Source organism: Nitritalea sp., from assembly GCF_054166705.1.
This window is the reverse complement of record NZ_JBSZCV010000019.1, coordinates 37,202-50,131: the sequence shown is the minus strand read 5'-3', so window position 1 is coordinate 50,131 and position 12,930 is coordinate 37,202. Positions and strand designations below refer to the sequence as shown.

10 protein-coding genes are annotated in these 12,930 nt (G+C 52.6%); 4 read left to right on the top strand and 6 right to left on the bottom strand.

The window, feature by feature from the left end; translation table 11 throughout:
• Window positions 1-3 precede the first annotated feature (3 nt).
• The 4 genes from porD (at window position 4) to ACXIT9_RS13315 (ending at window position 4,182) form a co-directional block, all read left to right on the top strand.
• Window positions 4-921: a type IX secretion system protein PorD gene (gene porD / locus ACXIT9_RS13330; protein ID WP_458056737.1), complete on the top strand. Its 918-nt coding sequence runs from the start codon at window positions 4-6 to the stop codon at window positions 919-921.
• 10 nt (window positions 922-931) lie between these two features.
• Window positions 932-2,581, top strand: a complete 1,650-nt coding sequence (gene recN, locus ACXIT9_RS13325) for a DNA repair protein RecN (RefSeq protein ID WP_458056736.1) — start codon at window positions 932-934, stop codon at window positions 2,579-2,581.
• Window positions 2,582-2,685: 104 nt separating this feature from the next.
• Window positions 2,686-3,501 carry an enoyl-ACP reductase FabI gene (locus ACXIT9_RS13320; protein ID WP_458056735.1) on the top strand — a complete coding sequence of 272 codons (816 nt, stop codon included), beginning with the start codon at window positions 2,686-2,688 and terminating at the stop codon, window positions 3,499-3,501.
• Between the two features lie 9 nt (window positions 3,502-3,510).
• The gene (locus ACXIT9_RS13315; protein WP_458056734.1) at window positions 3,511-4,182 is read left to right on the top strand and encodes a DUF2911 domain-containing protein; all 672 of its coding nucleotides are present in this window, start codon (window positions 3,511-3,513) and stop codon (window positions 4,180-4,182) included.
• Window positions 4,183-4,392: 210 nt separating this feature from the next.
• Here the strand turns inward: ACXIT9_RS13315 and ACXIT9_RS13310 are convergent, their stop codons facing one another.
• The 6 genes from ACXIT9_RS13310 to leuD all read right to left on the bottom strand — a co-directional run bounded on the left by ACXIT9_RS13310 (window position 4,393) and on the right by leuD (window position 12,919).
• Window positions 4,393-7,617: a S41 family peptidase gene (locus ACXIT9_RS13310; RefSeq protein ID WP_458056733.1), complete on the bottom strand. Its 3,225-nt coding sequence runs from the start codon at window positions 7,615-7,617 to the stop codon at window positions 4,393-4,395.
• Window positions 7,618-7,800: 183 nt separating this feature from the next.
• Window positions 7,801-8,667, bottom strand: coding sequence for a bile acid:sodium symporter family protein (locus tag ACXIT9_RS13305; protein WP_458056732.1), 867 nt, complete (start codon window positions 8,665-8,667; stop codon window positions 7,801-7,803).
• 72 nt (window positions 8,668-8,739) lie between these two features.
• Window positions 8,740-9,516 carry a tRNA pseudouridine(38-40) synthase TruA gene (gene truA / locus ACXIT9_RS13300; protein ID WP_458056731.1) on the bottom strand — a complete coding sequence of 259 codons (777 nt, stop codon included), beginning with the start codon at window positions 9,514-9,516 and terminating at the stop codon, window positions 8,740-8,742.
• A gap of 144 nt (window positions 9,517-9,660) precedes the next feature.
• The gene (gene leuB / locus ACXIT9_RS13295; RefSeq protein WP_458056730.1) at window positions 9,661-10,722 is read right to left on the bottom strand and encodes a 3-isopropylmalate dehydrogenase; all 1,062 of its coding nucleotides are present in this window, start codon (window positions 10,720-10,722) and stop codon (window positions 9,661-9,663) included.
• 14 nt (window positions 10,723-10,736) lie between these two features.
• Window positions 10,737-12,302: an alpha-isopropylmalate synthase regulatory domain-containing protein gene (locus tag ACXIT9_RS13290; RefSeq protein WP_458056729.1), complete on the bottom strand. Its 1,566-nt coding sequence runs from the start codon at window positions 12,300-12,302 to the stop codon at window positions 10,737-10,739.
• A 26-nt stretch (window positions 12,303-12,328) separates the two neighbouring features.
• Window positions 12,329-12,919 (bottom strand): 3-isopropylmalate dehydratase small subunit, encoded by a 591-nt coding sequence (gene leuD, locus ACXIT9_RS13285; protein WP_458056728.1) that lies wholly within the window; start codon window positions 12,917-12,919, stop codon window positions 12,329-12,331.
• Between the last annotated feature and the right edge of the window lie 11 nt (window positions 12,920-12,930).

The window sequence follows — 12,930 nt, the reverse complement described above, 5'->3', positions numbered from 1 at the left end:
TCCATGAAGTACTGGCCGTGCATTTTCATTCTACACCTTTTTCTCTTTGGAAGCCTCCCTTTGCCGCTGGCGGCTCAGGAACTTAATCTCCAGGTGATTATCAATTCGGAACGCGCCCGTACCCAAGAAAAAGAGGTGTTCGAGGACATGAAAGTCACCTTCGAACAGTTTTTAAACAATCGGAACTGGACAAACGAAGACTTCTTGCCCCATGAGCGCATCAAAGGCAATATGCTCATCACCATTAACGACATGCCACAGGTGGGCTTCTATAATGCCACCGTACAAATTCAAGCTGTCCGGCCTGTGCATGGCACCAACTATGAGAGCATGTACCTGAATTTTATCGACCGCAACTGGTCCTTCGAGTTCCTCCAAAACCAGCCGCTCGAATTTAACCGCTTTTCCTTTCTTAATAATATCAGCAGTTTACTTTCCTATTATGCCTATATCATTCTGGGACTAGATGCAGACACCTTTGCCCTGCGGGGCGGAGATCCTTACTTCGAGATCGCAAACAATATCGTAAATAATGCCCAGCAGTCGAACAGAGCGGGCTGGAGCGCCAGTGGTTCCGACCGTCGAAATCGCTACTGGCTGACGAATGACATCTATATTTCCTCCGTCTATGGCCCCATTCGCGAAGCCCTATACCTCTACCACCGCCGAGGCATGGACCTACTAGGTACACGACAGGAGGAAGCGTTTGTAAACATGTTAGAGGCAATAAAAAAGGTGGCAGATGCGAATGATGCCCAGCCAAATAGTATCTTTACCATCGCATTTATGGACGCAAAAGGAGAGGAAATCGCGAAAATTTTTCGCCAGGCATCTCCTGAAATCCGCGCAGAAGCTGTTAAAGCGCTCTTGCGCGTAGATCCCAATAATGCCAAACGGTATAACGAACTCTTAAAAGGTTGATGCTGCCACCATGCTGAAATCACTTACGATAAAAAATTATGCCCTCATCCAGGGCTTACAGTTAAGCCCCCATCCGGGCCTGAATATGATCACAGGGGAAACCGGTGCAGGGAAATCGATCATGCTGGGCGCACTGGGACTGCTGCTAGGTAATCGCGCCGATAGCAAAGTACTTTACGATAACACTCAAAAATGTGTGATCGAAGGCTTTTTTGCCATCGCAGCCTATGGGTTGCAACATTTTTTCGAAGAGGAGGAGTTAGACTACGATAACACCTGCATCATCCGTAGAGAAATAAGTGCCACGGGGAAATCCCGCGCCTTTATAAACGATACACCCGTGCGACTCGAGCACTTGAAGAAGCTAGGTGCTGCCCTAATGGACATCCACTCGCAGCATGACACGCTACAGCTGGCCAATGGAGAATACCAGCTTGCGCTCATCGATGCCTATAGCGAAAGTCAAGCTCTCCTGGAGACCTATCAAAGCGGCTACCGCGCCTATCGAAAAGCACAAAAACGACAAAAAGAGCTGCAGGAGCGGGCCTTAGCACTGCGTAAGGAGGCTGATTATAACCGTTTCCAACTGGAAGAAATCGAATCGCTTCAGCTGAAGGCCGGCGAGCAGGCGGATCTAGAGCAAGAACAAGAGTTGCTCACGCATGCCGAAGACATCAAGTCCCGCATTCAGGAAGTCGTGCAGCGCTTCGAGCAGGAAGAAGTAGGCCTTTCCGATCAGCTCGACGCCACCAAACAAACGCTGGGGCAGCTAGCCCGCTACAGTGAGCATTTCGGCAGCTATCAGCAGCGCTTCGAAAGCTGCCTCATCGAAATAAAAGACATCATGGAGGGGCTCTACGAAGAAGATGCCCGCGTGGAGGTAGACGAGGAGCGCCTCGGCCAGCTCCAAGAGCGCCTCAGCAGACTTTTCCAGCTGCAGCAAAAGCATGGTGTGGACAGCGTAGAGGAACTTTTGGCGCTAGCCGCGTCCCTGGCCGAAAAAGTTATCGAAACTGACCAGCTCGATGAGCAACTGGAGGCTGTGGCCGCAGAAGTTGTAAGCCTAGAAAAAAAACTTCAGGAAGCTGCTGTCGCTCTTTCGGCGCGTCGTCAGGAATTCTTCGCACCCTTTAGCGAAGCGCTGGCAAGCCTAGTCCGGCAGTTGGGCATGGAAAATGCCCAAGTACGCATCGCCCATACTCCGATCGCTCCAGGGCCTGCTGGCACCGATGAGGTAGAGCTGCTTTTCTCAGCGAATAAAGGGGTATCCCTTCAGCCACTTCGCCAGGTGGCCTCCGGAGGAGAGTTTTCGCGCCTGATCTTCGCGATCAAGTACCTGATGGCAGATAAAATCGCCATGCCGACGCTTATCTTTGATGAGATCGATACGGGAATCTCCGGGGAAGTAGCCCTGAAGATGGTGCAGATGATGCAAGATATCGCGCGCAAGCACCAGGTGATCTGTATCTCCCACCTTCCCCAGGTAGCTGCCAAAGGCGAGCGCCATTATTTCGTGTACAAAGACCACAGCGCGGAAAAAACTGTCAGCAAAATGCGTGAACTAGCTGGGGAAGAACGTGTGCTCGAGCTCGCGAAGATGATCGCAGGAGATCAGCCCCCCGCGGCAGCACTGGAGAGCGCCCGTTCTCTTTTGCCCTGAAGGCCAAAAAACCCTCACCGGACAAAAAGCAGGATGTCGGCACTTGTTTATAGGCTGAATTGCTGTAATTTTACGGTTTAGCTTGCATGTAAACAAGAAATAAAATGGCAGAAAAACTACTAGAAGGAAAGATAGGCATCATCACAGGTGCTTTAGATGAGAACTCCATCGCCTGGAAGACGGCTCTGAAAGCGAAAGAACAGGGTGCACGCTTTGTGCTGACGAATGCACCGATCGCTATGCGGATGGGTTCTATTCAGACCTTAGCCGAGCAGTGCGACACCATCGTCATCCCCGCCGACGCCACTTCCCTAGCAGACATAGAGAAACTATATACGGAAGCAAAAGAATATTTGGGAGGGGACTTTGACTTTATCCTTCACTCCATCGGCATGTCTCCAAACATCCGGAAAGGCCGCTCCTACGGAGATCTCAACTATGACTGGGCGATGAAGTCCTACGATGTCTCCGCCATTTCCTTCCATAAGATGATGCAGGTGGCAGAAAAAATGGATGTCATGAAAGAATGGGGCTCTATCCTAGGCTTGTCTTATATCGCTGCACAGCGCGTGTATCCTTTCTATACCGACATGGCTGATGCTAAGGCGCTTTTAGAAAGTATCGCCCGTGGCTACGGTTACCGCTTCGGAAAAGCGAAAAAAGTACGTGTGAATACGATTTCACAGTCCCCTACCAAAACGACGGCGGGAACAGGCATCGGTGGATTTGACAGCTTCTTTAACTTCGCTGATCAAATTTCTCCCCTCGGCAATGCTTCCGCTGAGGCTTGCGCCGAGTACATCATCACCCTTTTCTCAGACTTCACCCGCATGGTAACGATGCAGAATCTATTCCACGATGGTGGGTACTCCCATACCGGGATCTCCGAAGAAATCATGGACGCCTTTGGCACTAAATAAGCGCAATCGATGAAACACAAACGCAATCTACTTAGAAATTCAGCTTGGGCCTGCTTGCTTGCTGCAAGTTTTTTCGCCTGTGGGCAAGAAAAAGTAAGTGAATCCGCATCAGAAGAAAATGCTGCGGAAGGCACAGCGCTCAGCCGCTTAGAAGAAGAGCACCTGCTCGAAAAAGTAGCCTATGCAGATTCAGTAAATGCGGGACTCCTGGAAGATACCTTTAAAGGAAGCGCAAGGCGCGAAGCTACTGGCACGATTGGAAACAGCTTAATCACGGTCAACTACGGCTCCCCTGGCGTTCGCGGGCGGACGATCTGGAATGGCCTCGTTTCCTATGACCAGGTGTGGGTAAGTGGATCGCACTGGGCTACAGCAGTATCTTTTTCTTCGGCCGTTTCCATTAATGGTAAAAAAGTAGAGCCTGGTATGTATGGCTTTTTCACTGTTCCCGGTAAAGAGCAATGGGTGCTCATCCTAAATGAGGCCTACGACATGCACCTGGCAGAAGAATATTTTGAAGGGGAAGATGTGATTCGGCTCGTGGTGACTCCAGAAATCTTGGATGAACCCGTGCAGCGTCTCACCTACGAAATCGAGACTGTCTCCGATACAGAGGGCTTCCTTGTCCTTTCTTGGGAGAAAATTCGCGTGCGCCTACCTATTACAGGAGTGAATGCCTAAAGCCCTGTGCCGGCACTAAAGCGAAGCTAGCTGCCTGCACCTAAAGCAAAAAGTGTATGCGAGAAATATAAACTTTTGGGCCGGGAGCCCAAAAAGTCCAAAAAGTGGAATCCGATGCTAAAGCATCCTCTTGCTGCTACCTAAGGCAAAAAAGAAAACCCCGAACAGCTGAAAACAGCTCAGTTCGGGGTTTTTCCTTTTATGCGTGATTTAATTGTTGTTAAACGACTTATCCGGATAAGCCGGAGGATTCGGAACGGGCCGTGGATCCTTTTCGATAAGGGCCTTTAGGTGCTCGATGGCCGCCTCCAGCTGCGCATCTTTCCCTTCAAAGGTGGCCTTCGGCAAGTTGATCACCTCGATATCCGGAATGAAGCCGACACCCTCGATCAACCATTCCCCCTCTTCGCCATACACGCCCATCATCGGTGCGCGGGCGACTCCATTGTCGGAAAGGGTATTGGCCCCAGAAAGCCAAACTTCTCCTCCCCAAGTGCGCGCCCCGATCGTTTCACCGAGCTCCAATCTGCGGAATCCTTCCGCAAAGGCTTCCCCATCGGAGGCCGTAAACTCATCCACGAGAAGTACCAGGTGTCCACGAAAGGCGTACTGCATATTCCAGTACGGCTCACCTTCGCGGTTTTTCCAGTAGAAAAAGGCCTCCCGCATCAGGCGAGATAAAATAAAACTATCGATGTTCCCACCTCTGTTATGGCGGACATCTATGACGAGCCCCTGCTTTTTAAACTGCGGATAAAAATCTCGAAACCACTGATTGATGTCGCCAGCTCCCATGGCGCGCAGGTGGACATAGCCCAAGGCCCCATCAGAGGCTTTTTCCACCTCCAGTCTGCGGGTGTATTCCCAGTCGTTATAGCGCAAATTGGCCTCGGCACGGGAATTCATCGGAATTAAAACCTTGTCACCCAGCGTTTGCCCTGCAGGGTCACGCAGGGAAAGACGTACCTGCTGACCAGCCTTATCGCGGAGGAAATAGTTAAAATCGTAGGCCCCCTTCACAGGCTGCCCGTCTACATGGGTGATAACGGTACCGAGCGGTATCGCGATGTCCGGATGGGCTAAAGGCGACTGCTCATCGGGGTAATCTGGATCGCTCTGGTAGATATAGTCCACCTGAAAACCACCCCACTCTGCATGCGGCGACAAGCGGGCACCGAGAAGCCCCATGCTGATGTTATCCTGTCCGCGGCGCAGATCCCCGCCGCCCACACTGGTGTGCAGCACACTGAGTTCACCGATCAGTTCACCCATCACATCGGAAAGTTCTGCGCGCGTGGTTACCCGTTTGGCCAGGGGAAGGTATTTCGCATACATCTTCTCCCAGTCCACACCATGCATGTTCGGGTCATAATAATAATCGCGCTCCATCCGCCAAGCATCCGTGTAGAGCTGCACCCAGTCCTCGCGCGGATCGATCGAGAAGCTCCACTTGCTTAAATCCAGGCGGTACTCGGCCAGATTACTAATCGGGGAAGTTTTCAGCTCCACGACATGGTGCGTGCTGCCCACCGTCACGAGGAGATGCTTGTTGTTTTCCGAAGGCACGAAGCGGCGTACATTATCGATAAAGACCTTTGGCTCCGCCTTAGGGCTGATAAGCGTCATGGTGATGTTCGTTTTGCCATCATCATTCGGGTCATTTAGGTAGTACAAGGCCTTATCGCTAACGAGCAAACTGCGGTAGTTACCAGCAGGAACAGGCACCTCACGTAGGCGCTGCAGCAGTCCCTGCTCATCGATGCGCACGCTCACCTTTACATCCGACTTTTTCTCGTCTTTTTTCTCTTCGGCTTTCAGCTCATGGTTAAAGTGAAAAGGAGAAATTTCCCCCTCCTGTAGGGAGATATGGTAAATTTTCATCTGCTTATGCCAGTAGGGCTCCGGCTGACGCGTTCCCCAGGGAGAACCCACCTTGGTCTGGAAATTACGATCGGAAAGGAAGTAGAGCCACTTACCATCTGGGCTCCACTGCGGGCTGACACTATTCGCCCGATCGCTGGTCATGGCGATACGCTTGCCGGACGTAAACCCAAAAGCGAAAATCTGATTAAAGGTATTGGAGGCGGACTGCGAAAAAGCCAGCCACTCACTGTCGGGCGACCAGGCCATGGCCCCACTCAGGCCCTCTCGGTTCGTAGATGCCTTCACCTGCTTGCCGGTGGCCAGCTCCAGGATCCATAAGTCTCTATTTAGGTCGGTGTAGGCCAACTTTTTGCCGTCCGGCGAAGGGGTCAGGTTAAACCGCAAGGTGGTCCCTTCTTTTGTCAACTGCTTGCCCGCATCCAGCCCACGGCTATCGTACTGATGAATTTCGAACTCCCCGCTTTGATCAGAGAAAAGGTAAACGCTTTTGCCGTCAGGCGCAAACACCGCATCCCGCATGCGTACGCCATCATTTCGGTCGAGGCGGACGATGCGCCCCTCTTTCGCCGGCAGCACGAAGCTGCGCCCGCGCGCGGTGAGGACCACCTGCTGCCCGTCATTCGCCACAGAAATACCGGTGATGTAGCTTTCTGGGTTTTTAATCCACTTTTCTCGCATCTGCTCGAAGTCAGAGCTCAGCTGCACCGCTAGGGTCACGCTGCTCTCGCTGGCCAGGTCTAAGACCTGCAAGTCGGCCCCGACACGGTAGACGATACGTCCCCCCTGCGGAGAAAATTCACGCACGTCATAGCTACTTTCTTTTGTGTGCTGGCGCAAATCTCCTCCATCCGGACGCATGGACCAGATATTTTGGATGCCATCACGGGAAGACAAAAAATACACCCGACCTTGGTAAAAGGTAGGATGATGGTCCTCCCCATTATAGCCTTGGGTTAACTTTTCCGCTTCGGAGCTGCCTAGCGTATAGACCCATACCTGACGGGCAGTACCTCCCTCGTAGCGCTTGGTTACATTGTTATGAAAAGTAGGACGCACGAAAAAATACTGCGCACCATCCTCCGAAAAACTGCCTTCCGCAGCCATTTCTAGTGGCAGGACCTGCCGCTCACCTGTCTGGATGTCCACCGTCACGGTCTGCAGCCGCGGCAGGGTAGCGTACTGATTAGTGGTGTAGGCCAGTTCCGTTTCCGACTTCCAGGCGGTAGGCACGGAAGCGGCAGGCTCAAAGGTCAGTCGCTGGGGCAGTCCGCCATCGATGGGAATCAGGTAAACCTCCGTGGGGCCCTCGTAGGAAGCCGCATAGGCCACAAATTTGCCGTCAGGCGAAATTTTAGGAGAAAACTCCTCCCCATGATGCGTGGTGAGCCGCGTGGCTTTGCCCCCAGAGACCGGCACCTTCCACAGGTCGCCCTCCGAGACGAAGACGATAGTCTCTCCATGCAGCGCCGGCTGCATAAAATAGCCCAACTCCTGCGCCTGCACGCTGCCTATACAGCAGAAAAGCAGGATAAGTTTGCTTAAAATTTTCATGATTGCTTACATTCAAGATGAAGTAAGGAAGATACTGCTTCCCCTCTAGGACTACCAAACCGTTCCTATAAAAGCGGAAAATTACGTGGCGCCCTGCGCAAATAGCGATGCAAGATGAAGGAAAACCGCTCCCCTACCTACTTGTAGCAGGCTAGCCCTGCTCGACACGCTACACTCTTCTCTTTATGCAGCAGACTTTTGGCCGGCATTGGCCAGTAAAATGATGGGAATGGCTGTTAAGAACATAAGCAAGCTGTAGATGGCCACCGGAATCGTCATCTCCGCATTCCCCAGGAGGGTGGCGGTGATCATGATCCCCAGGGTGCCATTCTGAATACCCGACTCGATGGCGATGGTCTTACGCTGTGCTTTCGGCAGCAGGAAGGCACTCGCCAGCAAAAACCCTAAGACCAAGGTGGAGGCATTTAAAAGCAGCGCGATGGGACCCGTAAGCAGGAAAAAGGGCACGAGCGACTCCTTTTCCTTCAGGATGGCCGCCACCAAAATAAGGGTAAACAGCACCGCAGAGGCGATCCGTACAGGTCGGTCTGCCCGATCTACTAATTTCGGAAAACGCTTATGCAGGAACATGCCTATGCTCACTGGAATAAGCGTGACCCCCATGATCTGCAGGATGCTTTGCCCGATGGGCAAAAATACACTGCCCTCCTCTCCAAAATAACCAATCGAAAAATTCACGATAAAGGGAATGGTCATGATGGTTAAAATCGAGCTTAGGGCTGTAAGACTGATGGAAAGAGCCAGATCCCCTCGCGAAAGGTGGGCGATCAAGTTGGAGGTCGGCCCCCCCGGGCATGCTGCGATGACCATGACACCCACCGCCAGAGGTCCCGTAAGTCTGAAGGCCAGCACCAGCCCGAAACCCACGAGGGGCAGCAGGACAAGTTGATTAAACAAACCCAGCAGCACGGCTTTCGGCTGGAGAAAGAGCAACTTAAAATCATTTACCTTCAGACTCAGACCCATGCCCAGCATGATAAAGGCTAGGGCGAGTGGGAGAAATACAGCGGTGAGGATACTGCCTTCCATAGGCTATTTTAGGGTTTAGATAGCCTAAAATACCTCCTCTGAAACAAAAAACCTAATCGTGGCACCGGGAAATTACAGCCCTCGAAAGCTCAGGCGCTGCAAGACAAGTCCATGGGCAGGCACTGCAGCCACAAAAGCCTCCTTTTCTTCCGCTTGCAGGGCAGCTTTTAGGCTTTCCACCGTCTTTTCGCCACGACCCACCGCCACCAGGGCCCCCATCATCATGCGCACCTGATGCATGAGGAATCCACTTCCGCACACTTGGTAATAGCCCGTAAATGCGCTCGTAGCCGCGGGTTCCAACACCACGATGCGGGACTGAAAAATCGTACGTAAATAACTAGCACTTATTTTCTGTCGTGGGCAGAAACAACGAAAATCATGCGTTCCTTCGAAAAGAGCCGCTGCAGCATGCATCGCATCAACATCCATTTGGCCCGGAAAATACCCTTGAAAGGCACTATCTAGGGGAGCTGGCTTGGTCCCTAAGCGGAAATAATACCGATACTCCTTTTCCACCACATCTTGGATGATGTTAAAGGTGGGCGGCACCTCCTGGCAGCGCAGCAGCAAAATATCCGCCGGCAGCATGGCATTCACGGCATGTAGAAACTGCTCGGGAAGGATCGGCTCCGCGCTGTGCAGCGCAAAGGCCCCTTCCGCTGCCGAAACTCCTGAATCTGTTCTTCCAGCTCCTAAAACGGTGAACTGCTCATGCCCGAGCACAAAGCGGATGACGCGTTCGAGCTGCCCCTGCACGGTTTTTTGGCCCGCCTGCTGCTGCCAGCCCCGATAGCGTAAACCAAGGTACTGCATGAAAACGAGATACTGATGGGGGCGCTGCTGCATAAAAAGGAGAAGAAAGAAAAGGACATGAGCGCTTCCTTTGGCGCTTACAAAGCGCAAATAACGGCCATTCCACTCAAAAATAAAAAAATCCCCCTCGGACCTGCATCCAGAGGGGGGTAAGGCAAATAGGTTTGTATGTTGAGGTTATAAATGAGCAGCCAACCAGTCCCCCACCGCGGAGGTGCTGTGTGCCTGCCCGTGGTCGGCGATATCTTCTGTCACCACACCAGCTTCCAGAGATTTATTGACCACTGCTTTGATGGCCTCTGCTTCTTCCATGGCCCCGAAAGCATATTCGAAAAGCATGGCAGCCGAAAGGACTGTAGCCAGAGGATTCGCAATATTTTTTCCTGCCGCCTGCGGGTAAGAGCCATGAATCGGCTCGAAAAGTTTCACCTCAGCGCCTAAGGAGGCGGAAGGCATCAGCCCCATCGAGCCTGAAATTACGGAAGCCTCATCCGTGAGGATATCTCCGAAAAGATTTTCCGTAATCAGCACATCATAGGCTTTTGGCCACTGAATGAGGCGCATCGCTACGGCATCGACGAACTCATAGGCCACCTCCACGTCCGGATAGTCGGCGGCCAGCTCCTGAACCGTTTCCCGCCAAAGCCTAGACGTGGCTAACACATTCGCCTTATCGACGCATGTCAGGTGCTTACGGCGCTTCTGTGCTGCTTCGAAGCCCATCTTTGCCAGCCGCGCGATTTCTTCTTTCGTGTAGACATTCGTATCGAAAGCCTTTGTTCCCTGCTCATTTCTGCCCCTCGGCTCCCCGAAATAAATACCAGAGGTCAGCTCTCGGAAAAAGACAAAATCCGTTCCCTCCACACGCTCTAACTTGAGTGGCGACTTATGGATTAGGGAAGGAAACGTGAAGGTCGGACGCACATTAGCGAAGAGACCTAAGGATTTGCGCATGCGCAGAAGACCCTCTTCCGGCCGCACCTTCGCCTTCGGATCATTATCGTATTTCGGATCTCCGATGGCCCCAAAAAGGACCGCATCCGCCGCCTGGCAGATACGATGCGTTTCCGCAGGGTAGGGATCTCCATGCACATCGATCGCCGCCGCTCCCACGAGGGCCTCCTGATAGTGAATCTCATGTCCAAATTTTTTAGCCACAGCGTCCACTACTTTGACCGCCTGTGCGACCACCTCGGGGCCTATCCCATCCCCGGGTAAAAGTGCAATCGTTATTTTCATACCTATATTTTGGTTTACTTACTCGCTTGGTTGTATGCGACCTCCTCGGCTTCCGGTACCAGCCCGACACTGTTAAGCATCTTTTCTGTCGCCTTCATGGCCGCCACCGTCTGATCACTATCCAGCCCCTTGGTCTTAAAAATCCTACCGAAGTCCCAGGTAATCACCGTCTCCACGAAAGCATCCGTCTTGCCGCCTGGAGGAATCCGCACATGATAATCCGTTAACTTGGGCAGGCGAAAGCCCAATTTTTTATAGATTTTTTTTACCGCCTGCATAAAAGCATCGTACTGCCCATCCCCGGAAGCATGCGCCTCGTAGGCCTCACCGGCCAAAAGCAATTTCAGCTGCACCGTCGGCTTCAGCCCCCTGCTATGGGTCATATGATAGCCTTCGATGCGTACCTCCTGCTCGCCATTTTCCTGCTGCAGCACATCCGAAATGATGTAGGGAAGATCCTCTGTGGTCACCCGCTCCTTCCGGTCGCCCAGCGCAATAATCCGCTCAGTCACCTGCTTCAACTGCTCCTCTTCGAGGGAAATCCCCAAGGCTTGCAGGTTTTTTAAGATATTGGCCTTGCCAGAAGTTTTGCCGAGGGCATATTGGCGCTGGCGCCCAAAACGCTCGGGAAGCAAATCATTAAAATAGAGATTTTTCTTTTGATCGCCATCCGCATGGATGCCCGCCGTCTGGGTAAAGACATTTTCCCCCACCACCGGCTTGTTCGCTGGAATATGTAGTCCGGAAAATTGTTCTACCAACTTGCTGACACGATAAAGCTTTTGCTCCTGCAAGCCATGGCGAACCGAAGTAAAATCACTTAAGACGGCCAAAATACTTTCTATGGGCGCATTCCCGGCACGCTCTCCCAGTCCATTGACGGTGCTGTGCAAGCCTGAGACACCCTGATCTACTGCTTCCAGGACATTGGCCACGGCCAAATCATAATCGTTATGCGCATGAAAATCGAAATGCAGGTCTGGAAAATCCGCACAAAGCGCTCCGATAAAGGCACGCACTTCTTTCGGCCGCAGAATCCCTAAGGTGTCCGGCAGCATGATGCGATCCACGGCCTGCGTCTGCAGAAACCGGATCAGACTCCGCGTATAGGCCTGTGAGTGCCGCATGCCACTGCTCCAGTCCTCCAGGTACACATTCACGCGCATCCCCGCCGCTTGGGCATGGCCTATCGTGGCACTGATACGCGCGAAATGCTCTTCCGGCTGCTGCCGTAGCTGATGCTCCAGATGGTTCAGGGAACCTTTGGTGAGTAGGTTGAGCACACGTGCGCCCGCCTCCTTCAACCAGTCCACTGAGATGCTCCCATCTACGAAGCCCAGGACCTCTACCCGGTCGAGATAGCCCTTTTCTGCTGCCCAGCGCGTAATTTTTTGCACCCCGCGGAGCTCTCCCTCCGAGACTTTGGCGGACGCCACCTCGATCCGATCTACCTGTAGCTCCTCTAAAAGTAGCTTGGCGATCTGGAGCTTTTCACTCGGCAGGAAAGACACCCCAGAGGTCTGCTCCCCATCCCGCAGGGTGGTATCCATTATCTCTATGCGCCTGTTATCCTCCTTCATATCGACCTCCTTAAAGCCCTCAGGGCTTACCGCTGCAGCTCGAAGGCACGGATTTCCTCTTGCATGTGCAAGAGATAATCGATGTCGTCGAAGCCATTTTTCATATTTTCTTTCTTGTAGCTGTTGATCTCAAAAGCCTCCTCCGAGCCATCCGTGAGCAGGCGAATCACCTGGGCTTCCAGGTCGATTTCTACTTCTGCCTGTGGGTCCGCTGCTACCGCAGCAAAGAGCCTGTCCGCAAACTCCACACTCACTGTCACGGGCAACACTCCGATGTTCAAGCAGTTATTCTTGAAAATGTCCGCAAAAAAGCTGGAAACGACGCAGCGGAACCCGTAGTCATAAAGCGCCCAGACGGCATGCTCGCGGCTCGACCCTGAGCCGAAATTTTTACCTGCCACCAGCACCTTTCCGGAGTAGGTGGCATCATTCAGGACAAAATCCTCCTTCGGGCTGCCATCTGCATGGTAGCGCCAGTCACGGAAGAGGTTGTCGCCAAAACCTTTGCGCTCCGTAGCCTTTAAAAAGCGAGCGGGGATAATTTGGTCGGTGTCTACATTTTCAGCTGGCAGGGGCACCATCGTACTGCGCAGCTTCGTAAATTTATCGTAAGCCATAAGGTTGTCTC

Coding starts and splice junctions, on each gene's coding strand:
- ACXIT9_RS13305 (WP_458056732.1), bottom strand. CDS start 8,667: ATGGAAGGCAGTATCCTCACCGCTGTATTTCTCCCACTCGCCCTAGCC.
- ACXIT9_RS13310 (WP_458056733.1), bottom strand. CDS start 7,617: ATGAAAATTTTAAGCAAACTTATCCTGCTTTTCTGCTGTATAGGCAGC.
- porD (WP_458056737.1), top strand. CDS start 4: ATGAAGTACTGGCCGTGCATTTTCATTCTACACCTTTTTCTCTTTGGA.
- ACXIT9_RS13315 (WP_458056734.1), top strand. CDS start 3,511: ATGAAACACAAACGCAATCTACTTAGAAATTCAGCTTGGGCCTGCTTG.
- leuD (WP_458056728.1), bottom strand. CDS start 12,919: ATGGCTTACGATAAATTTACGAAGCTGCGCAGTACGATGGTGCCCCTG.
- ACXIT9_RS13290 (WP_458056729.1), bottom strand. CDS start 12,302: ATGAAGGAGGATAACAGGCGCATAGAGATAATGGATACCACCCTGCGG.
- ACXIT9_RS13320 (WP_458056735.1), top strand. CDS start 2,686: ATGGCAGAAAAACTACTAGAAGGAAAGATAGGCATCATCACAGGTGCT.
- leuB (WP_458056730.1), bottom strand. CDS start 10,722: ATGAAAATAACGATTGCACTTTTACCCGGGGATGGGATAGGCCCCGAG.
- truA (WP_458056731.1), bottom strand. CDS start 9,516: ATGCAGCAGCGCCCCCATCAGTATCTCGTTTTCATGCAGTACCTTGGT.
- recN (WP_458056736.1), top strand. CDS start 932: ATGCTGAAATCACTTACGATAAAAAATTATGCCCTCATCCAGGGCTTA.